The sequence below is a fragment of the Natronomonas amylolytica genome (assembly GCF_037031205.1).
In the GTDB taxonomy this organism is placed as follows: domain Archaea; phylum Halobacteriota; class Halobacteria; order Halobacteriales; family Haloarculaceae; genus Natronomonas; species Natronomonas amylolytica.
Map to the genome: position 1 here is coordinate 162790 of NZ_JAYEZM010000005.1, position 23184 is coordinate 185973.

At 63.0% G+C, this 23184-nt stretch carries 22 protein-coding genes; 11 read left to right on the forward strand and 11 right to left on the reverse strand.

The genetic code is table 11. From position 1 onward, the window contains the following. The first annotated feature begins 45 nt into the window (after positions 1-45). From U5914_RS08765 to U5914_RS08785, 5 genes are all read left to right on the forward strand, one after another. Complete coding sequence (locus U5914_RS08765) at positions 46-906, forward strand: transcription initiation factor IIB (RefSeq protein ID WP_336135591.1); 861 nt, start codon at positions 46-48, stop codon at positions 904-906. A 68-nt stretch (positions 907-974) separates the two neighbouring features. Next, positions 975-1592, forward strand: coding sequence for a DUF6735 family protein (locus tag U5914_RS08770; RefSeq protein WP_336135374.1), 618 nt, complete (start codon positions 975-977; stop codon positions 1590-1592). Between the two features lie 258 nt (positions 1593-1850). Next, positions 1851-2138: a ribbon-helix-helix domain-containing protein gene (locus tag U5914_RS08775; protein WP_336135375.1), complete on the forward strand. Its 288-nt coding sequence runs from the start codon at positions 1851-1853 to the stop codon at positions 2136-2138. After that, positions 2131-2412 carry a type II toxin-antitoxin system RelE family toxin gene (locus tag U5914_RS08780; protein WP_336135376.1) on the forward strand — a complete coding sequence of 94 codons (282 nt, stop codon included), beginning with the start codon at positions 2131-2133 and terminating at the stop codon, positions 2410-2412. The genes U5914_RS08775 and U5914_RS08780 overlap by 8 nt, the downstream gene beginning before the upstream one ends. 273 nt (positions 2413-2685) lie before the next feature. Beyond that, positions 2686-3093 (forward strand): DUF8118 domain-containing protein, encoded by a 408-nt coding sequence (locus U5914_RS08785; RefSeq protein WP_336135377.1) that lies wholly within the window; start codon positions 2686-2688, stop codon positions 3091-3093. A gap of 197 nt (positions 3094-3290) precedes the next feature. Here U5914_RS08785 and U5914_RS08790 read toward each other — a convergent pair whose 3' ends face one another. From U5914_RS08790 to U5914_RS08820, 7 genes are all read right to left on the reverse strand, one after another. Then, entirely contained in the window at positions 3291-4088 is a 798-nt protein-coding gene (locus U5914_RS08790) for a hypothetical protein (RefSeq protein WP_336135378.1), read from the reverse strand. 99 nt (positions 4089-4187) lie between these two features. Then, the gene (locus tag U5914_RS08795; RefSeq protein ID WP_336135379.1) at positions 4188-4778 is read right to left on the reverse strand and encodes a hypothetical protein; all 591 of its coding nucleotides are present in this window, start codon (positions 4776-4778) and stop codon (positions 4188-4190) included. A 103-nt stretch (positions 4779-4881) separates the two neighbouring features. Continuing rightward, complete coding sequence (locus U5914_RS08800) at positions 4882-5961, reverse strand: P-loop NTPase (RefSeq protein ID WP_418766757.1); 1080 nt, start codon at positions 5959-5961, stop codon at positions 4882-4884. After that, a complete protein-coding gene (locus U5914_RS08805; RefSeq protein WP_336135380.1) occupies positions 5958-6689 on the reverse strand; it encodes a TorD/DmsD family molecular chaperone in 732 nt (243 codons plus the stop codon). Before U5914_RS08805 ends, U5914_RS08800 begins: the two co-directional genes overlap by 4 nt. Before the next feature lie 6 nt (positions 6690-6695). Then, the gene (locus U5914_RS08810; protein WP_336135381.1) at positions 6696-9953 is read right to left on the reverse strand and encodes a molybdopterin-dependent oxidoreductase; all 3258 of its coding nucleotides are present in this window, start codon (positions 9951-9953) and stop codon (positions 6696-6698) included. Further along, positions 9950-11221 (reverse strand): NrfD/PsrC family molybdoenzyme membrane anchor subunit, encoded by a 1272-nt coding sequence (gene nrfD / locus U5914_RS08815; RefSeq protein ID WP_336135382.1) that lies wholly within the window; start codon positions 11219-11221, stop codon positions 9950-9952. Before nrfD ends, U5914_RS08810 begins: the two co-directional genes overlap by 4 nt. 4 nt (positions 11222-11225) lie before the next feature. After that, positions 11226-12257, reverse strand: a complete 1032-nt coding sequence (locus U5914_RS08820) for a 4Fe-4S dicluster domain-containing protein (RefSeq protein WP_336135383.1) — start codon at positions 12255-12257, stop codon at positions 11226-11228. A gap of 335 nt (positions 12258-12592) precedes the next feature. Here U5914_RS08820 and U5914_RS08825 point away from each other — a divergent pair, with 335 nt between their 5' ends. Next, positions 12593-14431 carry a bacterio-opsin activator domain-containing protein gene (locus U5914_RS08825; RefSeq protein WP_336135384.1) on the forward strand — a complete coding sequence of 613 codons (1839 nt, stop codon included), beginning with the start codon at positions 12593-12595 and terminating at the stop codon, positions 14429-14431. A 130-nt stretch (positions 14432-14561) separates the two neighbouring features. Here U5914_RS08825 and mobA read toward each other — a convergent pair whose 3' ends face one another. The 3 genes from mobA to U5914_RS08840 are packed head-to-tail and all read right to left on the reverse strand — an operon-like array spanning position 14562 to position 16152. Further along, positions 14562-15218: a molybdenum cofactor guanylyltransferase gene (mobA, locus tag U5914_RS08830; protein WP_336135385.1), complete on the reverse strand. Its 657-nt coding sequence runs from the start codon at positions 15216-15218 to the stop codon at positions 14562-14564. Continuing rightward, on the reverse strand, positions 15215-15715 hold the full coding sequence (locus U5914_RS08835; protein WP_336135386.1) for a molybdopterin-dependent oxidoreductase: 501 nt from the start codon (positions 15713-15715) through the stop codon (positions 15215-15217). Before U5914_RS08835 ends, mobA begins: the two co-directional genes overlap by 4 nt. Beyond that, entirely contained in the window at positions 15715-16152 is a 438-nt protein-coding gene (locus U5914_RS08840; RefSeq protein WP_336135387.1) for a 4Fe-4S ferredoxin N-terminal domain-containing protein, read from the reverse strand. The genes U5914_RS08835 and U5914_RS08840 overlap by 1 nt, the downstream gene beginning before the upstream one ends. Positions 16153-17082: 930 nt before the next feature. Here U5914_RS08840 and U5914_RS08845 point away from each other — a divergent pair. After that, positions 17083-18327, forward strand: a complete 1245-nt coding sequence (locus U5914_RS08845) for an inorganic phosphate transporter (protein ID WP_336135388.1) — start codon at positions 17083-17085, stop codon at positions 18325-18327. A gap of 193 nt (positions 18328-18520) precedes the next feature. Then, complete coding sequence (locus tag U5914_RS08850) at positions 18521-19393, forward strand: SDR family oxidoreductase (protein ID WP_336135389.1); 873 nt, start codon at positions 18521-18523, stop codon at positions 19391-19393. 193 nt (positions 19394-19586) lie between these two features. On the opposite strand, the gene U5914_RS08855 is transcribed toward U5914_RS08850, so the two are convergent. After that, the gene (locus U5914_RS08855) at positions 19587-20111 is read right to left on the reverse strand and encodes an ArsR/SmtB family transcription factor (protein WP_336135390.1); all 525 of its coding nucleotides are present in this window, start codon (positions 20109-20111) and stop codon (positions 19587-19589) included. Positions 20112-20258: 147 nt separating this feature from the next. Here U5914_RS08855 and U5914_RS08860 point away from each other — a divergent pair, with 147 nt between their 5' ends. Genes U5914_RS08860 through U5914_RS08870 form a run of 3 tightly spaced genes read left to right on the forward strand, consistent with a single transcriptional unit; the run spans position 20259 to position 23079 of the window. Beyond that, positions 20259-20474, forward strand: a complete 216-nt coding sequence (locus U5914_RS08860) for a heavy-metal-associated domain-containing protein (protein WP_336135391.1) — start codon at positions 20259-20261, stop codon at positions 20472-20474. Between the two features lie 3 nt (positions 20475-20477). Beyond that, the gene (locus U5914_RS08865; protein ID WP_336135392.1) at positions 20478-22397 is read left to right on the forward strand and encodes a heavy metal translocating P-type ATPase; all 1920 of its coding nucleotides are present in this window, start codon (positions 20478-20480) and stop codon (positions 22395-22397) included. A gap of 28 nt (positions 22398-22425) precedes the next feature. Further along, positions 22426-23079 (forward strand): hypothetical protein, encoded by a 654-nt coding sequence (locus U5914_RS08870; protein ID WP_336135393.1) that lies wholly within the window; start codon positions 22426-22428, stop codon positions 23077-23079. Positions 23080-23184: the final 105 nt, after the last annotated feature.

Consider the following 23184-nt stretch of genomic DNA (forward strand, 5'->3'; position numbering starts at 1 on the left):
CGAGCAGACGTTCGACGAGGACGTACAGCAGAACGAACACAACACCTGCCGGAGTGCGGTGGCCGAGTAACATCGAACACCCACGAGACGGTCTGCGACGGGTGTGGCCTCGTCGTCGACGACCAGCAGGTCGATCGCGGGCCGGAATGGCGCGAGTTCGAGAACGACCGGAGCGGGCGCCGCGTGGGTGCGCCGAACACCGTTGCCCGTCACGACAGAGGCATTGGAACCGAAATCGGTCGGAAGCGCGACTGGAAAGGCCGGAAGATCGACAGTAAGAAACGCCGGCACCTGAACCGGCTGCGACGCGAGCACAAGCGGGCGAAAGTCGGCTCGAAAGCCGATCAGAACCGGATCACCGGCTTCACCGAGATCAGGCGGATGACGGCTGCTCTCGGCCTCTCGACGAGCGTCCGCGATCAGGCGTGTCAACTCTTCCGTCGCGCCCAAGAGACGGGACTCCTCGTGGGTCGCTCCATCGAGGCAATCGCGTCAGGCTGTCTCTACGCAGTCTGTCGTCTCAACGAACATCCGCGGTCCTTCGAAGTGATCGCCCGCGTCTCGAAGGTCGCCGAAGCGCGCATCAAAACCGGGTATACAGTCATGAATCGGGAGCTGGACCTGCCGGTGCCGCCAGCCCAGCCCTCGCAGTACGTCGCTCAAATCGCCTCGGACGTGGGCGCCTCGCAGGAAACCCAACGGCGGGCCCGAGCCCTCCTCGAGAGAGCAGACCAAGCACAAATCGCCAATGGACGAAATCCCCTTGGTTCTGCGGCGGGAGCGCTGTATCTCGCCGCCCAAGCGACCGGCGAATTCCTGAACCAGCAGGAACTCGCGGATGCAGCCGACGTCGCGACCGTGACGGTACGAGAGCGGTATCGGGATCTTGAGGACGTAATGAACTGAACGCGGCGGTTTTTGTTGGCCCTGACGGGTGCGGGCCGGCCTGTACTGGCCTGCGAGAGCCAATGAGAATGAATCAACGGCACGCACTCGTGTTGTACGAAGCATCGGACGGAAGCTACGCTGCGCATCGGTCGACGTACATTGGACGGAACCTGCAGTTGGCGGCACGTATCAGTTCGGAGACGCCCTACGGACATGGCGATGGCGACTACGAGCCGGCGCTCGTGGAGGAAACACCGCTCGAGGAGGGGGTGTCGCTCCAGAGGATGGTCGACAGGCTCGATTTCAGCCGGTTCGGGGCAGTCGTCAGGGTCTCCGACCGGTTTGAGGTGAGACCGTATCGGGCCATCTGGTTCGGCCTCTCCGAATGGAGCGAGACGGTCTACGAAAGCGATGCGTTCGGCAATGGCGCCATCATCGGCGTCTCACACGTCGATGGTGAGGCGGTCGGGGATGGGACAGTCTGTACCAGCATCGAGGCGGCGAAAGCGATGCTCGGCGGACTGGTTGATGCGGGGGACCTAGCCCCGGAGACCGCTCGGAGCCGCCTTCGTGGGCTCGTGGCGGGCTATGCTGCGAGCGGCCACGACGTCGTCTTCGCCTCGGGGTTGGATCCCCGAGAGAACGAGGTTCCGGTTGCTGGCCAGGTGATTTCCTCTGGACGGCGGCTGCTGGAGCTTCGGTAAGTCGGTCGAGGGGCCGATGTGTCCCTTCGACGGTGCGTTGGTCGTGTTCGGCCACCACCCGCCAGCCACCGCCCCACCCTCCGCTCCGTGCTCGCTCACTCCGTTCACTGCGCGCGCAGCCACGACCTAATACTGCCGATCTCCTTAATCGGTTGACTCACTCACGTCGCGTTGGAACTATGCCACTCCCAATTCGGTCGATGATAGAGAGGACTTATTCGTCGTAATGCTTATTCACACACAAATTCAACACAGCCTATGGCAGAAGCAGAATCACCTCCCGAGAAAACGACGGTGAACATCCGGATGACAGAGACGTTTTTGGAGGATGTTGACGCGACGTGGGAAGAATACGGCTTCAACAGTCGAAGCGAGTTCATCCGAGCCGTCCTCCGCGATGCGCTCAAACATCCTGAATTTAACCGCGCAGATCTGAAGGCGATGCTCGCCAGCGAAGCTGAAATTCGCGAGGGTCGCACCCACAATAGCGACGACGTAAAGGCCGAATACGGTCTCGACGAGACAGTGCGTAGCAGTGATGAGTGAGTGGGACTGGGAACTTACCGACACGTCACGACGGGATTTCGATGGCCTCGACGATCACGCACGTGACCGTATCGCCGCCAAACTCGACGAAATCGTGACTGACGAATGGCGAGACCCACCCGAACATCTCGAACCGTTGCAGGGGGCACCCCACGAAAAACTTCGTATCGGTCCGTTTCGACTCGGATGTCGTGTTGACCGCACCGAACAGATCCTGTACGTCTTGCGAATTCGAAAACGCGGCGGAGATGCATACCGCAGTGATGACGACTGATTCGTAGGCGTACTCATTCGGACAGCTGATTCCCAACGTCTCGGGTATACCCCCGGACCTGTTATCAACACTCAGCGGACCAGATAGCATTTCTCACTCGATGACGTACCTGCCATGAACCGTTAGGACGCAGAGTGTATTTTGCGCCCTGACGGGCGAGGGCGCGTGAGATAGCGCTCTCGCTCGATCATGGACCGACGAGATGCCTTTAGCCCACAACCGAACAGTATCGACGATCTCGAGCCACGAACGCGACGTGCGTACACGGAATCGATGCAGGTCACACTCGAACGGGCTGGCGGTCAGTACACCGTCTATGCCGAGTCCGGGAACACCTACACCGTCGACGTCATCGAGGACACCTGCACCTGCGCAGATCACCGGGAAAACGACCCGGAGAATGGCTGCAAGCATCGACGCCGCGTCGAGATGGAGATTCGCGCGAAACGGGTCCCGACACCTGATGGTCGGATTCCGAAGCGAGTCGCCTCTGACGGCGGTGTAACCGCTGAGTCTCAGGTAGAAGATGGGAACGCTACCAGTCGAATTCGCGGTCCTATCCCCGAATTCGACGCCTACGGCGCATGGACCGGCGAGGAGTACTACCGATGCCGGGCCTGTGGCGCCGAAGCGATGCGAAAGCGAGATCTGGAGGGCTGCTGTGAGGCAGCAAAAAAATGAAGCACGACAAAACGAAGACGCGACGAGCTTTGTCGAAGCAATCAGAAACGTTCTCAAGCACCCCTCTTCGATGTTCTAACTGGCGTCAATCAGGATCTTCATCACGTCGGTACTGCGGCGCAGAAACTGTTCAGTGTCCCCGTCGCTCGCTCGTACTCTCTGACGTGGGACGGGGATGATATCGTGAATTGCCCATCCTACCGACACTCTTCGAGCACTGATTCGACGTAGTCTCGGCCGCCGCGGTGCCAGTAGAGACCGACGATTCGGAGTGGCTTCTCGACACGACTTGGGACGAGTTTGTGCTTCTCGCAGAACACGTCCCAGAACGTCTGGATCGTCTCGCGGTCATCGTGATTCTCGATGTCGACAGTGAGGTCGCCGAGGGCTGTCGTCACCGCGAACAGCGTGTGGTCGACCGGCAGCGAGACCCAGCGCATCCCCGCCAGCGACGCCACGCGATCGTGCATCAGCCGTATCCACAACGGCGTGCTGACGGCGTCTGCGATCCCCGGCAACACGGCGCGACGGACCAGTCGCGCCGCATGCGGTGCGACATGGTCGGCCTGGCGCAAGAGTCCCTCCGGGCCCCCATCGAACCGCTCGTACAGTGTGACGGCGGACCTGAACCACCAGTGTGCGTCGTAGGGGTCCATGATAGAGAGCCGGTCGAAGAACCGCTCGAGTTCGCCTTCACCCTCGCTAGTGACCAGTCGGTGGGGATCGTACACCCACTGGTGCTGTTGCCAGAGGTTCGTACAGACGCGCCAGAATCCCGCCCGCCCGACCTGCGGTTTCGGCTGCCCGGATGGATGGGCGTGAAATGGGACGAGCGACAGCGTCAGGAATCGGGCGGCCTCTGTAGCGGTGAGGTCCAACTCGTCGACGGCCGTGTACTCCGGGAGCGAATGGGTCGTGAAGAATCCCTTCCCCGCCTGTTGGGCCCGCCGGAGTCGCGAGACGAGTGCCAGGAGTTCCGACTCGTCTCGAATCATCGCTACCGGACGCTCGGGCCCAGTCGCCTAATGGTTTTGCGCCTCCGTACTCGGTGCTGCTGATGACCGATGCCGATGCAACCTAGTATCGTCCGCCGCTTACTCCCTTTCCGGCAGCGACCTGAATCGAACGAGGCCGACCAGAACAACCACCGAAAGGAGCAGCCCGACAATCGACTGCAGCCACGTGTGAGCGCCGGCGAGTGGCCGGGCGACCACCATCCCGACCGCGATGAACGCTACCGGCGTGAAACGCGTGTCCACTACCAACAGGTAGCCCGCCGGCACCACCGCGTAGATGACGTGACTCGAGACGTCCCAGACCGGCGTAATCAGGAGATGCGGAACGGTGACAGCCACGAGAAGCAGCGAGAACGCCGGAACGAGGTCGCCCCAGTCTCGGCGCCGCCAGACGAACCATATCAGGAGGATGCCGACACCCAAGCCGGCACTCCCCGTGAAATCCATTCCCCACTCCGGAAGGTCTCCCAGTATCCGTGGCACGCCTTGATAGATGGCGAATGCGACGACCCATCCCAAACCGAGAACACCCACACGACCACCCAGTCCTGTGAAGGAACGCGCTGAGTCGGCTCGCCATTCGTAACTGATGACCAGCAGACTACAGATGAGGACGAAGAACTCGGGGGCGAACACCTCGGAATACGTCCGTGCAACGTCGGTCAGCATACAGCGAATCGCCCGCACGTCTCCCTTGTCCCGGTTTCGGTTTTCGCGCCACCGGCAATTCGGTCAGGCCCGTTTCGAGGGCGGTCTCCGAACCGATCCGGGTTTATTCACCACCGTCTGTAGCAGTCTGGCGGTGGTGACGTCGCAGCACGCCAACTTTGTTCGCAACCCTTACCGCTAGGTCTTGGAACGCTTCCGCGGTCTTGGCGTCGTCCTGACGAACGATCGGCTCGCCGTCGTCGGCGCCTACACGAACCGCCGGATCCAGCGGAAGCGATCCGAGGTACGGGACATCGACTGCGTCGGCCAGAGATCGGCCACCGCCTTCACCGAAGATCTCGTGAGCGTCTCCGCAACTAGGGCAAACAAAGCCGCTCATGTTTTCGACGACACCCAACACGTTGGTCTGGTACTCACCAAACATCTCGATACCTCTACGGGTATCGCCGACGGCGACGGACTGCGGTGTCGTGACGACGACAGTCCCCGTGACGGGTAAGTGCTGAAGCACCGTCAGCTGGACGTCACCGGTACCCGGCGGGAGATCCACGACGAGGTAGTCCAGCGTTCCCCATGAAACGTCGGCAAAGAGGTCAGTGAGTGTGTTCTGCGCGACCGGGCCACGCCAGACGACCGGATCGTCGTCCTCGATCATCAGTCCGACGCTCATCAGCTTGAGCCCGTGGGCGGTCGGCGGTTCAATTCGGTCTTCGCCGTCGACAGTCGTCACGTCGGGACCGGTATCGGCGCCGAGCATCTGCGGGACGTTCGGCCCGTATACGTCAGCGTCGAACAGCCCGACGTTCGCCCCGCGATCAGCGAGGCCGGCGGCGAGGTTGACAGCGACGGTGCTTTTCCCGACGCCGCCCTTCCCGGAGGCGACGGCAATCACGTTTTTGACGCCGGGCAGAACCGACGACTCGGCGGGATCGAACAGCGGCACGTTCGCCGAGAGTTCGACGTCGATTCCCGTTTCATCGGCGACCTCACGGACGCGCTCCGCGATGGCAGACTCGTCCGGTGCGTGCGGCGCGCCGAGTGCGAGCTCGATGGCGGCGGTTCCGTCGTCGACGGTAATCTCGTTGACGAGTCCGGCAGTGACGATGTCTGTATCGAGCGCCGGGTCATCGACGGCGCGGAGGCGATTACGGAGGTCGGCGTCTGAGATGTCTGTGGTTGTCATTTGTCGGGGAGTTCTGAGGATGTGGTTTCGGACGGCTGCAGATCGGTCTGTACGACTTCTCGTGCGTCCCACGCGGTGAACGTCCGCGCGAGACGAGCGATTGCGGCGAAGACGCCTTCGACCGTGTCACTGCTCGCGACAGCCTCTTCGAACCGGTCGATCCAGCCCAGATGGGAGAGTGTTCGAGCCTGAAGCTCACGGACGGCATTGAGGTTCGCATCGGTTTCGTCGCCCTGGAGAAACGCCGCCTCTCGCTCGCAGAGCGTGCGCATGAACTCGAAGTAGGCGGCGATGTGGTCGGGGATGTCGTCTCCCCGCTCAGGCGAGAACTCGGCGGCGGCGTACAACTGTGCCATGTCGGCCGCCGGATCGCCGAGGAACTCGCCAGCCTCCCCGGCGGTGTGATACCGTGAGTCGGATTCGAACGCCTCGCTCGGATCGGTCGCGTGAGCGGAGGCGAACGGCGGGACGTAGTGGGTCCCCGGTACGACGAACAGGTTGTCGTACCCGATCGCCAGCGAGCCAGCGTCGTAGTCGTCGCCGCGTAGATTCGCTGTCTCGATGTCGATTGGGAACACCTCGGCAACAGCCGCGAAGGACTCCCGTTCGAGCGCGGCGGCAATCGTCTCTGTCTCGCCGTCGAAGGTCGCGGCCAACAGCCCGTACAGGCGGGCACGGGCCGTCGCCATCGCCGCTTCGTCGTGGCTGTCGGCTGTGTGCGTGGGCATTTCAGATCACCGCCGCTCCACGTTGACGAAAGCGTCGTACTGCGCGTTGCTTCCACCGACCAGATCCGAGAGACCAGTGTCCCCGAGCTCCTCGTCTAACGGCTGGACGTGGTTGATCGCGAAGCCGGCGTCGCGCCCCTTCGCGTACCCGGCTTCCTCGGTCATCGGCTCGTCGAACTGGTAGTCGCTGTGTCCGTCGGCCTCGACCGCCGGCCGCGTTTCGCCGTCGATCGTCTCGGACGTCGCACCGCCGCCCGTTCGCCCCCACCCCCACATCGCGCCGACGACACCGGGGCGGATTCCGCTCGTGACCATCGCGACCGCGTCGACGGTCTTGCGGCCTGCATCGAGGACGATGTCGTCGCCGTTCTCGATGCCGCGATCCTCGGCGTCGCGGGGGTTGATCCACACGGGGTTCTCCGGACGGGTCTCGCGGAGCCACGGGCTGTTCTGGGTGCGGTGCATCCCCTGGGTCCGGGGTTTCCAGTTGATCAGTCGGAGCGGGCGCTCCCGGTTGTCGTCGCCGCTCACCGCGGCCTGCACGGTTCCGTCGTAGTGCTCGACATCGTCGATCCTCGGGAGCGGGTCGAACCGCTCGCCGGTAAAGGAGTGTTTCCCCTTCGGGACGACCTCGCTGTAGAAGTCGACCCGCGACTCGAGCTTGTAGCGCATGTGTTCGCCGTCATAGGCGTTCGAGTCGTCCGCGCGCTCGGCGTAATCGTATCCGTGACCGTGCTCTGCGAACGCCTCCTCGTAGCCCTCGGTCGGCTCCTCGAAGCGGCCGCCGCGGTTCAACACCGTGACGACCTTTGCCCACTCCTCGTCGGTGACCGCTGCCTTCCAGCGGTCGAGATCGAACTGCTCGCCGAGTCCGTTCTCGTGGCTCTCGCGGAACACCCGCAGTTCGTCCTCGCTCGCGTCCGCGACGGGATCGCGACCGTACGCGATGTTGGCCGCGAGCTTCAGGTAGAAGTCCTCGGCCTGTTCGAGGGGCCACAGGTCGCCGTCCGCGTCGGGGATGGCGTCCTCACCGACGCCGGGGAGATCGAGTTCCGACCACAGCTCGATGAGCACGTCCTCGAACGGACGCGCGTCGGGGACGACAGAGACGGCTGGCTGGCTGATCTTCTCGTCGGCCAGCCGCTTGTTCGGGTACGTCCCGAAGTTCTCCCACCGTTCGAGGTAGGTCGGTTCGGGGAGGATGTAGTCAGCGTACTGGCTCGTATCGCCGATGACCGTGTCGGAGGCGACGATCAGCGGGATCGTCTCGGTGTCTTTGAGGATCGCCGGAATCTCGTCGCCGCCGGCAATCGCCATCACGTGATTGTTCGAGTACGGCCGGATGAACAGCGCCTCCACACCGTAGGGGTACTCGTCGGCGGCGCTGCCGTAGAGCTCTTGGGTCGCCTGCGGCGGCGCGACCGGGAACCACGGCCGCTTCGCCGGGTAGCCGTCGTCGCGGTCGAACAACGAGGTGTCCTCGTAATTAACGCCGCCCCGAAGCAGGGGAATCCCCCATGGTGTGTGTCCGTCCGGGACCGCGCCGAGTTCGTATCGCCCGGACATGGTGTCGTAGCCCGCGTAGGGCGTGATCTGGCCGCCCTTCCAGTCGTAGTTCCCGATGAGGTGCTGGAGGGTGGCGATCGCCCGCGTGTTGTAGAAGCCGTTGGTGTGCTTCGCCGGGCCGCGGTAGGCCATAATCGCCGCCCGCTTGCCGTGGCTTGTGAACTCGTCGGCGATTTCGGCGATTTGTTCGGCCGGCACGCCGGCCATCTCGGCATACTCCTTGACGGTGTGTTCGAAGACGCGCTCGCGGTACTGGCTCCAGACGCTCCGAACCGCCGTCCCGTCGACGGTCACGTCGACGTCGAGAACGGCCGTGTCGACCTCGCTTGCGGGGTGCGGCTCGCCCGTCGCCGCGTCGACAGCGACGAAGTCGTCAGCGGTGTCGGCGTCTTCTGGAACGAGTCCGAGGTCGGTGGCGCGTGCCTTCGGCCCCGCCTCCTCGTCGACGAGGACGAGGTGCGACGCGTCGCTCCACGTGGGCTCGTCGTCGTCGCTCGCGGCCGACTGTGAGGGGTTCTGGAGGTACGTCAGGTCGTGTCGGTCGTTCTCGATGATCCACCGCGCCATCCCGAGCGCGAGCGCCCCGTCCGCGCCGGGTTCGACGGGCACCCACGTGTCGGCCTTCTCGGCGGTCTTCGACAGGCGCGGGTCGACGACGTCCATCCGCATCCCGTCCTCGATGGCGTTCGTCAACTTCGGGGCGAGCCACGTCGGGCCCTTGTTGGCGACCATCGGGTTGGTCCCCCAGACGATGAGGTACTCGCAGTTCTCGATGTCGGGGTACTGCCGCTTCTTCTGGGCGGCGTGGGAGCGAACGTTGCCCATCACGCTCGAGACGCCGCAGGTTCCGGCGTGGTGGATGCTGTTTATCGACCCAAGTCCCTGATGCCAGAGCCGGTTCCGGATGAAATTACGTCGGAATCCGCCGACATCGACGATCTGGTTGGACTTCGGCCCGAGGTCGGGGTGGTCGGTGTCGATGAGGTCGTCCGCGTACTTCTCGTCGAACGCCGACTTGGACAGTTCGCCGTTCTGGACGGCCTCCCAGTCGCTCATCACCGTCTCCTGTGGGGCGTATCCCCAGATGTCTTCCAGTCCGGGATGGCCGAGGTCGTCGTCGCCCTCGACGATGTCTCGAATCACCTGGTCCCACGAGACGGTCTTCCACTCGCCCGACCCGCGCGGGCCGACCCGTTTCATCGGCTGACGGACGCGATAGCTGTCGAAGGCCGTCTGAATGCCTGCCTGCCCTTTTAAGCAGATTCGGCCGCCAGAGAGCGACCAGCGGTCGGTGTCGACGTCGCCGCTTCCCTCGACATCGCCCATCGCCACGTCCTCCGGGTCGCTCTCGTAGGGCACCTGCGAGAACGGCTGCGTGTTGAGAAACGAGTACGGGTTCCCGGCGAGCTTCCGGACGAGGGAGCTGTACTCGCCGGTCCCGCTCCCGTCCGCGAGTTGGACCTTGATCGGACAGAACGTGTTACACTGTCCGCAGGTGGTGTGAATCACGTCGCTCGCGCCGTACTCGCCGTAGTCGTCCCCGACGTAGTGGTGCTGGTCGTCCGTCCACAGGTCGTCGACGTCCACCTCGACCGCGGCATTGCTGGCCGCCGCGATGACTCCGATACTCCCAACCGCCTTGACGAAATCACGACGCGAAACCCCCGCGCCGCTATCGCCTGAATCATCAGTACTCATTCGTGGTCACCTCCGGTAAGTGGCGTCAACGGCAGCGTCTCCGCTCCAAGCGTGTACAACAGCAGGCCGACACCGATCATGCCGATGCTCGTCCCCCACTCGACCAGCGTCGGGAAGTACGACCCGTGGGGGAGCCCCTCCATCACCGGCATGATCTGTGCCGGGACGACGATGTTGAACCGCACCGCGATGATTCCGACGACGACGCTCAGTCCGGCGAGCACCATCACCGACGGCGTGCGCCGCCACGACTTCTTGCTCAGCAGGACCATCGGGAAGACCCAGCTAAAGCCGACCATGAACCACCAGAACGACCACGACATCGGGCCGTACATGATGACCTGCCAGGTCTCGATTTCGTGGGGGTGGAGACTGGCAATCGCGATGAACATCTCGATAGCTGTCAGGGCGGCGTCAACGACGATGAAGCCTATCAGGAGCTGTGCGAGTCGGTCCAGCAGATCCGGGTCGACCGACTCGCCGTCGAACAGCCGGGTCCGAAGCACGTAAATCATCATCACGAGCGCGGTCCCGCTGAGCAGCGCTGAGATGACGAAGATCACCGGGAACAGCCCGCTGTTCCAGTACGGACGGGCCTTCGAGACGGCGAACAGCACGCCGGTACCGCCGTGGACCATGAAGATCGCCAGCGGGATTCCGACGATGCCGACTCGCTTGAGCCACCGCTGGTCGAACGCTTGGGACTCCTCGCTCGTGTCCAGTCGACCGAGCGCGAGCGCCGCGTAGAACGTCTCTCGGAGCCCCGAGGTTCGCTCGGCGACTCGCGCGAGGTCGACCCGCATCGAGAGGTACAGCTCTGTGACTAGGATTCCGATATAGGCCACGTACGCGTGGACCTCCCACGAGAGTGCGGAGGTCAGTTGGCGCCAGATGAACGGGAAGTACATGCGGTCCATCCGCCCGAGGTCGATCCAGACGAACAGCAGCGCCACCGCCATGCTGATGATGGCCGCGAACAGCGCGTCGCGGTCGATCCTGTGCATTCCCTCGACCTCGAAGACGTTGGCCATCGTACTCACGAGGAACGCGCCGGCGGAGAGGCCGACGAAGTAGATGTAGAAGGCGACCCACGCGCCCCACGGGACGATGCTCGTAAGGTTGGTACTCGCCATCCCGCCCGTGAGCCGCAGATACGTCGCGTACGCGCCGACGGCGACGAGGACGCCGACGATCGCGTACCAGGCGACGCGCAGCCGTTCGTCTTCGAACCCCGGATCGAACTCGATATATGAACTCTGTGTCGCCATCTGTCTATTTGAGGTAGTAGACGTTGGGGTCGGTTCCCTCGTCTTCTTTTAGTTGAAACGCGCGTGACGAGTCGGCCATCTGTGCGACGTCGCTGTCGGGGTTCTCGAGGTCGCCCATGTTGCGGGCGTCGCCGACGCACGTCTCGACGCACGCCGGCTCTTCGCCGCGCTCTAACCGGTGAGTACAGAAGCTGCACTTGCGGATGTTGCCGATCGGCGATTTCCCCTCCTCGCGCGGTCCACGGTCGACGCCGTACTCGGGGCTGGTCAGTTCGCCGGCTCCGTCGACCTCGTCGTCGTAGTTCTCGCCGAAGTCGAAGTACCGCGCACCGTACGGGCAGGCGATGTTGCAGTATCGGCAGCCGATACACCGGTCGTAGTCGATGTTGACCACGCCGTCGTCCATCTTGTACGTCGCCGAGACCGGACACACCTGCACGCACGGCGGGTTGTCGCACTGCATGCACGGTCGAGGCACGTTCGTCCGCGTGACGTTCGGGAACTCGCCGTGTTCCTCTTCCATCACCACGTTGTACGAAACGCCGGGCGGTGTCCGGTTTTCGGACTTACACGCGACCGTACACGAGTCACAGCCGACGCACTTCTGCAGGTCGATCACCATCCCCCACTTCTCGTCGCCTGCGCCAATCCCACCGTCGGACTCGTCTCCTTCACCCTGCGTCGATTCCGCCGCAACGGTGTCCATCGACCCGACGGCACAGCTCAACGACTCGGCCGTTTCCATCGAGACTGTCTGGTCGCCAGCATCAACCGCGGGGTTCGGTGTCTCTTGGTACGCCTCGCCGAACTCGGCGGCCGCGGCTTCATCGTACTTTTTCCAGTACTCGTCGCCGGAGATTTCACCGCGGGCGACGCGCTGTGCGTCCTCGGCCATCGCGACGCCGAGATCCGTGTCCGCCTCGACGTCTGCGAGTTCCTCTCGCGGATCGGGTCGCTCGTTCTCGACCATCGCGTCGAGGTCAGCTTTCCCGACGTTCGGAATACCGGGAAGCGTGTCGTCGTCTGTAGTGCTCATCGCCACCACCCGTCACCGGTCGTCTTGTCGACGGGCACCTGCTCCCGCGTCGGCCGGTTCGTCCTGGAACTCATACACGTATTCGTACGGGGCTCCCCGTGGAGAGGGTGATACCAATATAGTCTGAGTCGGCCCGAAACCGGAGAGATACCCCATATCGAGAGTGCCAATACTGTTTGGGTCGGGGACGAATCGGGCCGCGTCTCGAACGAAGCACCGACCACAGGGGTTATTCGGAGAGGCCAGTTACCTCCGAGTATGAACCGCTCGAATCGAAGCGGACGAACGCTCCGCGACCGAGGGACCCTCAGCTGTCAGAGGCAGACGCGAACCCTATGAACTCGATTATCGCCCTATCGATCGGACTGCGGCTGCTGGGCGTCGGTTATTCGGTTCTGCTGCTCGCTCGCACCCGCGACCGACGGTTCGGCTTTTTGACGCTGCTGTTTTCATTTATGACGCTTCGGCAACTGCTCACCGTACAAACGGCGAGTACCGGACTCGAAGAGCTTCCCGGCCTCGTTGTGAGCGCGCTCACCTTGCTGACGGTGTACTATCTCTCGGAATACGTGACTGAGGAAGACGCGCTCAAGACGGAGTTTAGGACGGTGAACGAGCGCCTCCAGAGCTTTCGGAAGGCCATCGAACACGCCGGGCACGCGATCTTTCTCACCGACCCCGATGGAACTATCGAGTACGCAAACCCAGCTGTCGAGTCGGTCACTGGGTACGAGCGGGACGAGGTAATCGGAGAGAACCCGCGGCTCTGGCAATCCGGGAAACACGGCGACGACTTCTACACCGATCTCTGGGAACAAATCACGTCAGGGTCGGTCTGGGAGGGCGAGCTGACGAATCGCCGGAAATCGGGTGAACTCCGGTGGATAGACGCAACAATCGCACCGATCACCGAGGATGGGGACGTGAATCGCTACGTCGCGATCGAGCGCGACATTACCGAACGAAAGGAGCGCGAAATACGCATCGAAGACCAGAACGAGCGCTTAACGGTACTGAACAACACGAACGAAGTGCTCCGCGATATCAACCGCGAACTCGTCGATGCGTCGACACGCGACGATATCGAGGCCGCCGTCTGTGAACAGTTCGCCTCGTCGGATCTCTTCGATGTCGCTTGGATCGGTAGTCGCGGACTCGTCGACGGCACAGTTAGTCCGCACTCGTGGGCCGGCAGCGACCTCGCCTCCCTCGAGACGCATATCGAAGCGATGTGTAACACCGATCCGACACCCGTCGAGCAGGCACTAGAGGGACAGGACCCTGTGTTTACCGACGTAGCAGACGACCAATCGCAGACAGTCGGCAAAAAACGGTGTGTCGTAGTTCCGCTCGCCTACCGCGACGCGGAGTATGGCGTCCTCGGTGTAGTGACTAGCAACCCGAACGCGTTCGACCTGATCGAACGGGATGTTTTCGTCGAACTCGGTCAAACGATCGCGGACACCATCAGCGCTGTCGAGAGCAAGCAGACGCTTATTTCCAACAGCGTAACTGAATTGGAATTCCAATTGACCGGCGTCGACGAGCCGTTGGCGAAGATGGCAGCACAGCTCGATTGTACGGTCACAGTCGAGCACGTCGCCGATGACGGCGACAAGAATCAGGTTCAGTACGTTACCGTTACCGGGCCCGAGCCGGACGCCGTCGTCGAGTACGCGACCGACGCTGACTTCATCGGTACCGTACAGCACGTCTACACATACGACGACCGGGCACTTTTCCGGCTATCGGTCGACGAACGGTCGGTCGTCACTACGTTAGCGCAGTACGGGGCAAGCATCGAGTCGTTTTCGATTACCGGAACCACCGGACGACTGGTCGCACAGGTAGCCAGTTCGAACGACATTCGAAGCGTCGTCAACGCGCTTCGAACGACATACGATGGGCTGACGCTGATCGCACAGCGGGAGCGCGAGCGGGACGTACAGACTGAAGCCGCCTTTCGCAAACAGCTGACAACTGCGTTGACGGAGCGACAACGAGAGGCAGCTCGAACCGCGTACTTTTCAGGGTTCTTCGATTGGCCCCGTGAGCACAGCGGAGAGGAAGTCGCATCGATGATGGACATCTCACAGACGACGTTCACGCAGCACCTTCGGGCCGCGGAAAAGAAACTCTTCGAGGCACTGTTCGACGGAACGGTAGCCACTTAGTTGAGCGAACGTCGCTACTCTGGTTCATCCTCGCCGGTCTGCTGTTGTGGATTATCACTGTCGAGTGAGAGTGGCCGATAGAGTTGATGTCCTCCCACGGCTGAAACCGGGGGCTTCCGCTTGCACCGTGTCAGTCGCGGATTCGCGTTCGCACGGCACACAGTTCGGCCTGCGTGTTCGTATTCGAGACCGAACGGTTCAGCGGAACACGGTCGGGGGCGTCCTGGTCCTGCACGACCGTTGCATCGAGTTCGGACACGAGCCGCTGCAGGCAGAGGTCCGAAGGTTGCTGCGAACAGTACCGTTCCAGCGCCCGACAGTCGTACACGGCGTGCAAGGGGTGGTGTCCTGCGTCGGTCGCCGGGATGATCGCGGCGGCGGGTCGGCTTGCGTATTCGTCTACGAGCCACTCGACCGCGCTGGGATCGAGTTGGGGCATATCACATCCGCAGACGAACACGGCGTCCGTTTCGACCGCATCGATCGCCCCCGCGATTCCCGCGAGCGGGCCGCGTCCCCACTCGACATCGTACCGATAGCGGACTGGCGGCGAGAGGACTGGGTCGACGACGGACCGCTTCTCCGAATCGCCGACGGCGACGAGCGGCGTCCGACTGGTCGCGGCCCGCACCGCGTCGACGATGCGAGCGATCATCGGCTGATCTTGGACCGTCGCCAGCGACTTCGACTCGGGCCCGAAGCGCTCACTTCCGCCGCCGGCGAGCACGATGGGCGTGACCGACACGGCCCGGGAGTTTCGGTCGTCCTGGTTGTGCTCGTCGCTCATTCGTACTCGGGGTTGTCGAGGGTCACTGTTTCGTACCGGTCCGGATCAGCATCGGCCGGGAGGCTGAGCAGGTCGATCCGGTGGACCCCTTTCACCAGTCGCTCGCCGTCGATATCGCCGGCCAGAAACCGCAGCGCGTACGGCCGCGTCTCCAGAAGCTGTTTGCCGTCGCGTTCGAACGCGATGACCCCGTCGAGTGCGTCGGCGACCGGGACACAGATCGCGTAGCCGTCCTCGCTCTCGACACGGAAATGCGTCGTCTCCGCCGGGGCGTCGACGAGATTCAACAGGTCGGTCACCGGGACGCCAGTCCAGGAGGCGGTCGTCCGCTCGCCGGTCGCACAGCGAATCGTGTACTCGCGGGTGACGGTCGACCGGTCGGCGCAGGCGGCGGCGTCGACCGCACGCCGCTCACCACCGCTGCCGATAACAAAGCTCGTCGGCGCGTCCGCAAGTTCGTTCGGGTCGTCACCGTCAAAGACGACGCCGCCATCCATCAGACGTCACCTCGTACGGTCTCAGTCGCCACTTCGTCGCCGGACGTTGCTGGCTCGGCGGCGGCAGCCTCTTGACTACCCTCGGACAGGCCACACGGGACCCCGTTCACGGACCCGACCGAACATTCCAGCGACTCGACGGTCTCCACGAAGATAGTCTGATTCGGGCTTTCGATAGCCAGGTTCGGCGTCGCGCGGTACGCCTCCCCGAACTCCGCGTTCGAAATCTCGCCGTACTTCTTCCAGTACTCGTCGCTGGACAGTTCACCGCGCGAGACCCGTTGTGCGTCCTCGGTCATCGCGAGCCCCAGTTCCGTGTCGTGGTCGGTCTTTTTGAGTTCCTCTCGCGGATTTGTCTGCTCCGCATCGGCCATCAGGTCTAACTCGTTCATTCCCGCATCGGGGATCCCCGGAAGCCACTCGTCGGTACTACTCACGGCTAGCACCTCCTTTCACATCGACGGCGATTGTCGACATACAAGTAGGGATACGCAATCCCGGTTGTTGAGCGTACTTCCAATACTGTTGGGGACAGATACGACGAGGCGTTCGGGGTATAGTGCGGGCACCAATACTGTTTGGAATCTTGGGGTCCTCCGTCGTCCGAGTGACGTCTCGACATCGACGGAGGTGGCCACGCGTGGGGTGAACCTGTACCGGGCTACCGAGAGTGTCCTTTCACCACTTGGCTGGAGGGAGCAGGATGTTCGGTCCTATCTGGCGGATCAAACGGACGCAAGTCCCATTCGCTACTCATGAGAGGTCCGGTCTCTCGTTTGTTGGTACACTGGAGAGAAATCGATTGGTGTAGGGAGCTGAGCTATCGACTACTTTTCGGCATACAAGAGGGTTCGTCGGCAGTCGGGACAAACGTATGGAACGGGCGTCAGGATGTCATCCGCTCGGATACTACTAAGAAATCCGTCGTCCGTCGACGGTGAGACGATAGATAATTCGCCAACGGCATCGGTCCCTTGCAGTTCCATCTGCTCCAGTGGTTCCTCGCAATCAGGGCAGGTCTTCTCAGAGGGCATCCCTGTATCGAGTACCATTGCCCCTCTGAAAAACTAATTCGTTGTGTTCTCTGGTTCGGATAGAACCGTATTCGTTCTGATACTGACGATGCGAATGTTCTTTCATACAGCTATTTCAGTCGAATCGGTTGTAAAAAGACATACAAGTTCGATAGAGAGAACGATTGCTTGCTTCCGATAGTACCGTCTTTTGGCCCCTGAACGGGTGAGGGACGCACAAACCGGCGTCCCCGCAGGGGGAAACTTGCCTCCGTGGGTACAGCATGGCCAACATCCCCACCGTAGGAATCCCACCCTTGAAGGAGTGGGAGGGTGTCAAGCAGGTACGATACGATGGTGATGCTGCTAACTGTCGTCGGTATCGCTGTCGCCGTCTTCGTCGGGTTCAACATCGGGGGCTCATCGACGGGCGTGGCGTTCGGGCCGGCGGTCGGCTCACGTCTCGTTCGGAAGCCGACCGCAGCGGCGCTGTTCGTCGGCTTCGGCTTCGTAGGTGCGTGGACCGTCGGTCGGAACGTCATCGCGACGATGAGCAGCAGTATCGTGCCGGCAGCCCAGTTCACGCCCATCGCGAGCGTCGCGGTCCTGTTTTTCACCGGCGCGTCGCTGTTGGTATCGAACCTCTATGGCGTTCCAGCCTCGACATCGATGACGGCTGTCGGTGCCATCGTGGGATTGGGTCTGGCGTCCGGCACCCTCAATCAGGCGCTGATGTTCGTTATCGTCTCGGCGTGGATCGCCGCACCGCTGTTGAGCTTCCTCATCGGGCTCGTGGTCGGACGCTACATCTACCCGTATCTCGACCGCTACATCGCGTTCACGAAATTCGATCTTCATTTCATCCAACTCGACCGTTCGGGGACGATTCCACGGCCGTACGTGAATCCGAACGCGTCGCCACAGGACATCGTCGGGTCGCTCTCGGTGGTCGTCATCGCCTGCTATATGGCGTTCTCGGCGGGGGCCTCGAACGCGGCGAACGCCGTGGCCCCGCTCGTCGGTGCGGGGGGATCGCTCACCGTCAATCAGGGCGTCCTGCTCGCGGTGGCGGCGTTCGGGTTGGGCAGTTTCACGATCGCCCGTCGCACGCTGGAGACGGTCGGGGACGATATCACGGAGTTACCGATTCTCGCGTCATTGATCGTCTCCGTCGTCGGTGGGACCGTTATCACGATTCTCTCGTATCTCGGCATTCCCGCGAGTCTCGCGGTCAGCACGACGTCGACGATCATCGGGCTCGGGTGGGGTCGGGCGAGTCGGGCAGCGACACTGGCGGAGATAGCGACGCCAGCGCCCGACCGTCCGGATCTGGACGTCGCGACGGGTGCGTTGGTCACCTCACGCGCCGAGGAGGCGCCGGCTAGCCCGACCATCGGGGATATCGCTCGTCACGAGCAACCGGCAGAAAAGCCGGAGGAGATTCCCGACGTCCCGGACGTCGGCGCGGAGGGTCCCGCGGACCTCGACGAGCGGAGTCTCTTCGACCCGAGGGCGGCCAAGCGTATCGTAACGATGTGGGTGTTGACGCCGTCGCTGGCTATCGTCACCTCGTATCCAGTCTTCGTGTTTCTGCTGTGAGTGGCGCTCATACGATGCTGTGGAGGCATAGAGCGTACATCTCGCCACGTGTGCGTCGGTTCGGTGGGGTCGTCATCGCTCGATGGGTTCGGCCGTGACAGTCACTACCGCCTGTGGTCGCTCACCGACATGCTTCCATCGCACAACTGACCGAAATTCACACGGGTCTGCCGTTTGAATCCCCCAACTACACGTGACAGCGACCACGGACACACAGCGCCTCGTGGTGCTGACCGGGGGGACAAGCGGTATCGGCCGCATCGCCGCAACGGAACTTGCTGCACAGGGAGCGACCGTTGCGGTTATCGGACGAGACCAGACGCGCGGTGACGCACTCGCCGCTGACGCGACCACGCTCGACGGCGATATTCGATTCCATCGGGCGGACCTCGCAACGCAAGCGACCGTTCGGTCCCTTGCTGCGGAACTCCTCGATACATACGACCGAATCGACGCGCTCGTTCACAACGCTGGACTCTCGTCTCGCCGCCGGTCGGAAACCGAGGACGGCGTCGAACTCACGTTCGCCGTTAACCACCTCGCCCCGTACCTCCTGACACACGAACTACTGGGCCAACTCGGAACCTCAGCACCAGCTAGGGTCGTCGTCACGGCCTCGGATATCCACCGTCGCGCCACCCTCGATTTCGACGACCTCCAGTTCGCCGACGACTACGATTCGCTTCAGGCGTACGCCCGGTCGAAACTCGCCACCATCGCGTTCACGGTCGAACTCGCCGACCGACTCGAAGGGACCGAGATTACGGCGAACTGCTTTCACCCCGGTTTCGTTCCCTCGACGAACCTGTTCCGCGACGCCCCTCTCTGGACGCGGCTTATGATCCGCGCCGCAGCCATCATCCCTGGTATCGGCACCACGCAACGGGAAGGCGCACAGCGACTCTGCAAACTCGTCACGGCCCCGGAATTCGGTGACCGAACCGGTACCTACGTCACCGGAGACGGAATCACGCCCCCCTCGTCAGAAGCAACCGATTCGGAGAATCGGCAGCAACTCTGGGAGATAAGCGCCGACCTCGTCGGCGTTGACCCTGATTGGCCGTGACCGGCTATTCGAGATGGCCGACGGTTTCGAAGAAGGATAGCTGAACCCACAGGAAACGTACGTCCCCTGTGCAGCACGTCCCAGCCAACGATTCCGTTACAACTCCCTCCCGTAGGAACCCTCAGCGACCGGTTGTTTCGTGCCGTGTCGTCTCTGACGAATCGGCGTTCGAGAAACCCGCATTTTTCTTCTCTTAGGACTCCCTGTGAGCGCGAACGAACGCCCGTCGCAGGACGGTCAAGAGGACGTACGTCTCGTACTTCTGGGTTCGACAGTGCTCACAGGGCTGCATGTCCGCGACGATATCTTCGATAGCGTCGTCGTACTCGTCGGTGAGCGTGGTGAGCGCGTCCGTAATCTGGGGCTGGACGGCGTCGGTCATTTCGTCGACGGCGGCGTCGGCCGAATCCGGCAGGGAGTACGAGAGGACGATCGTGTTCGCGTGGTAGTACTTCGTCGTCCCACCGCGGCCCTCCTCGAAGCGGACGACGTCGACGAGGCCGGCGTCCCGCAACTCGTTGATGTGATGGCGAACCGTGTTCTCCGTGCGGTCGACGCCGCGTTCGCCGAGGCGTTCGTGGACCTCGGTCGCGGTCAGGGCCTCGTCGGCCAGAATATCGAGAATCATCGCTCGCATCGGTTCGTCGATGGCGTCCGAAACCCGGGTGTCTCGCACCGCGATGTCCTCGAGACGATGGTCGGTACCGGAATTACTCATACGAGAACTGAGTGTGAGCACGCGGGAAAAGGTAGCGGGAGCGAAAGCTCTAGACGACCCGTTTGACCGTTCCAACGACTCATATACACATTCAAACATATCATATAAAAAATACTTATCGGGGTATGGGAACTACTTCGAACTGTAATGAGCGACACAACCCAGTTCCGCGTCCTCGACTTCGACTGCCCGACCTGTGCGAGCACCGTCGAACGCGCCCTCTCGAACGTCGACGGCGTCCAGCACGTCGAGGTCCACTACACGACCGGCCGTGTCGAGGTCGAGTACGACGATAGCGTCGCAGACCCCGACGCCTTCGCACAGGCCATCGAAAACCAGGGCTACACGCCCCAACCCGCCTGAACCATGAACGGACAAACGATCACGCAGTACTACCGGAAACACCGGAAGGCCGTCGTCACGGCGACGAGCGGTCTGCTCTACGGGGGCGGCTGGAGTCTGGGCTACCTCACGAGTTACGACACGGCAGGTGCCGCCATCCTCGTCTTGGCGACGGTCGTGGGGGGCTACGACATCGCCAAGACCGCCTACCACGAGGTCACCAACTGGACGCTCGGTATCAAGACGCTGGTGACGCTGGCCGCCATCGGCGCCATCGTCATCGGGGAGTACTGGGAGGCCGCGGCCGTGGTCTTCCTGTTCAGCCTCGGCAGCTATCTCGAGGGCCGGACGATGCGGAAGACCCGGACGGCCCTCCAGGAACTGCTGGAGATGACGCCCGATACGGCGACCGTTCGCCGCGACGGGACACTTCAGGAGGTCCCCGCCCGCGACGTCAAGGAGGGCGAGGTCGTCATCGTCAAACCGGGCGGGAAGATCCCGGTCGACGGTACCGTCGTCGACGGCGAAAGCGCCGTCAATCAAGCGCCGGTCACCGGCGAGAGCGCGCCCGTCCACAAGGCCGACGGCGACGAGGTCTACGCCGGGACGGTCAACCAGGACGGTGCGCTAGAAATCCGAACGACCGGTGCGGGCTCGGATACGACGCTCGAACGCATCATCCGTCGCGTCGAGGAGGCACAAGAGGCACAGTCACCGACGGAGAGTCTCATCGACCGGTTCGCGAAGTACTACACGCCGGCCGTCATCGCCTTGGCTATCGGCGCGTATGCAGTCACGCAGAACGCGATCCTGTCGCTGACGCTGCTGGTCATCGGCTGTCCCGGTGCGCTGGTCATCGGGCCGCCGGTCAGCATCGTCTCGGCCATCGGCAACGCCGCCCGGTCGGGCGTGTTGATGAAGGGCGGCGAACACCTCGAACGCGCCGGCAAGATCGACCTCGTCGCGTTCGACAAGACCGGCACCCTCACGAAGGGCGAAACCACCGTCGCCGACGTCGAGGGATTCGGCGTCACTAATGACGAGGTCCTCTCGCTCGCGGCGACCGCCGAGAAGAAGAGCGAACACCACCTCGCCGACGCCATCGTCGACGCGGCCCGCGAGCGCCCGACCGCTGCGACGGACGGCGGCGCAACGGTCGCGAACGCGGTCAAAGCGGACCGGGACGCCCGGTCGATTCCAGACCCGGACGATTTCGACGTGGTCGCCGGGAAGGGCGTCGTCGCCCACACCGACGGCCACGAGGTAGTCGTCGGGAACCGCGAACTGCTGGACGACCGCGACACCGACGTCCCCGGGCGCGTCGCCGACTACGTCCGCGAGCGTGAGGGACGCGGCGAGACGGTCGTCCACGTCGTCCGCGATGGGGGCATCATCGGCGCGATTGCGATGCGGGACGAGCTCCGGGAGGCCGCTCCTGGGGTCGTCGCGGCGCTCCAAGACGCTGGCATCGAGACGGTGATGCTCACCGGCGACAACGAGCGGACGGCCGCTGCCGTTGCCGAGGAGGTCGGTATCGACGAGTACCGTGCCGAACTCCTCCCCGAGGACAAGCAGTCCGTCATCGAGGGTTATCAGGCCGACGGGCACGTCGTCGCGATGGTCGGCGACGGCATCAACGACGCGCCATCGCTGGCGACCGCCGACGTCGGCATCGCGATGGGTGCCGCGGGGACGGACACCGCCATCGAGACGGCGGACATGGCGCTGATGGCCGACGACCTCGAACGCATCCCGTACGCGGTCACGCTGAGCAAGGCGACGCGCTGGAACGTCCTCGAGAACGTCGGACTCGCGGTGCTGACCGTGACCGTCCTTCTCGCGGGCGTGCTCACGAGCTACGTCACCCTCGCCGCCGGAATGTTGGTCCACGAGGCCAGCGTCCTCGCAGTCATCCTCAACGGGATGCGACTGCTCCGATACTGACTACTCGACACGAACCCAACTACCACCCATGACAACAGATTCGACTGCGACCGACACGACCCAGAAGAGTACGAACTGGCAGGTCGACTACGACGTCGCCCCGATCGAGATTCGCGACCCCGTCGCGGAAGCTCTCGGCGTCCTCGAACCGGGCGACCCGTTCGTCGTCACTTACAGGGACGCGGTGAAAGAGGCCGGACACTCCTGTCCGACCGCCTCGGGCGCCTACCGGATCGTCCAACTCGGGCTCGACGCTCTGTATCCCGATAGCTATCCGGTCCGAAGCGATATCGAGGTGCGAGCGCCCCGCTCGCGGGACGACGCGACGTACGGCGTGATGAGCCGCATCATCTCGTACGTGACCGGCGCGACCGAAGACGACGGCTTCGGCGGACTCGCTGGCGGCTACGGCGGGCGTCGCGACCTCCTGTGCTTCGACGCGTTCGACGCGGACACGGCGGACCCGACGTTCCGGTTCCGGCGAACCGACACGGACGAGACGGTGCAGGTGACCTACCACGTCAGCGACGTTCCCGACGGTGGACCTGCAATCGGGAACCTCCAGGGGATTCTCGACGGGACGGCGAGCGACCAGCAACGGGCAGCCTTCGCTGAGGCCTGGCACCGCCGCGTACAGGTCGTCCTCAGCGACGACTCGCTTTTCACCATCGAAACAATGTAACAGGCCGTTAGCGGAATCATCGACTCCGAAATCGGTGTATCGAAACGACGACGTCTTGTGCGATGAACCCAGCGAGAACGCCGATAGACTGGGCTCCGGCGACGG

Coding starts and splice junctions, on each gene's coding strand:
- U5914_RS08825 (WP_336135384.1), top strand. CDS start 12,593: ATGAACTCGATTATCGCCCTATCGATCGGACTGCGGCTGCTGGGCGTC.
- U5914_RS08820 (WP_336135383.1), bottom strand. CDS start 12,257: ATGAGCACTACAGACGACGACACGCTTCCCGGTATTCCGAACGTCGGG.
- U5914_RS08800 (WP_418766757.1), bottom strand. CDS start 5,961: ATGACAACCACAGACATCTCAGACGCCGACCTCCGTAATCGCCTCCGC.
- U5914_RS08770 (WP_336135374.1), top strand. CDS start 975: ATGAATCAACGGCACGCACTCGTGTTGTACGAAGCATCGGACGGAAGC.
- U5914_RS08870 (WP_336135393.1), top strand. CDS start 22,426: ATGACAACAGATTCGACTGCGACCGACACGACCCAGAAGAGTACGAAC.
- U5914_RS08845 (WP_336135388.1), top strand. CDS start 17,083: ATGGTGATGCTGCTAACTGTCGTCGGTATCGCTGTCGCCGTCTTCGTC.
- U5914_RS08865 (WP_336135392.1), top strand. CDS start 20,478: ATGAACGGACAAACGATCACGCAGTACTACCGGAAACACCGGAAGGCC.
- U5914_RS08780 (WP_336135376.1), top strand. CDS start 2,131: ATGAGTGAGTGGGACTGGGAACTTACCGACACGTCACGACGGGATTTC.
- U5914_RS08775 (WP_336135375.1), top strand. CDS start 1,851: ATGGCAGAAGCAGAATCACCTCCCGAGAAAACGACGGTGAACATCCGG.
- nrfD (WP_336135382.1), bottom strand. CDS start 11,221: ATGGCGACACAGAGTTCATATATCGAGTTCGATCCGGGGTTCGAAGAC.
- U5914_RS08805 (WP_336135380.1), bottom strand. CDS start 6,689: ATGCCCACGCACACAGCCGACAGCCACGACGAAGCGGCGATGGCGACG.
- U5914_RS08790 (WP_336135378.1), bottom strand. CDS start 4,088: ATGATTCGAGACGAGTCGGAACTCCTGGCACTCGTCTCGCGACTCCGG.
- U5914_RS08835 (WP_336135386.1), bottom strand. CDS start 15,715: ATGGATGGCGGCGTCGTCTTTGACGGTGACGACCCGAACGAACTTGCG.
- U5914_RS08785 (WP_336135377.1), top strand. CDS start 2,686: ATGCAGGTCACACTCGAACGGGCTGGCGGTCAGTACACCGTCTATGCC.
- U5914_RS08855 (WP_336135390.1), bottom strand. CDS start 20,111: ATGAGTAATTCCGGTACCGACCATCGTCTCGAGGACATCGCGGTGCGA.
- U5914_RS08810 (WP_336135381.1), bottom strand. CDS start 9,953: ATGAGTACTGATGATTCAGGCGATAGCGGCGCGGGGGTTTCGCGTCGT.
- U5914_RS08795 (WP_336135379.1), bottom strand. CDS start 4,778: ATGCTGACCGACGTTGCACGGACGTATTCCGAGGTGTTCGCCCCCGAG.
- U5914_RS08860 (WP_336135391.1), top strand. CDS start 20,259: ATGAGCGACACAACCCAGTTCCGCGTCCTCGACTTCGACTGCCCGACC.
- mobA (WP_336135385.1), bottom strand. CDS start 15,218: ATGAGCGACGAGCACAACCAGGACGACCGAAACTCCCGGGCCGTGTCG.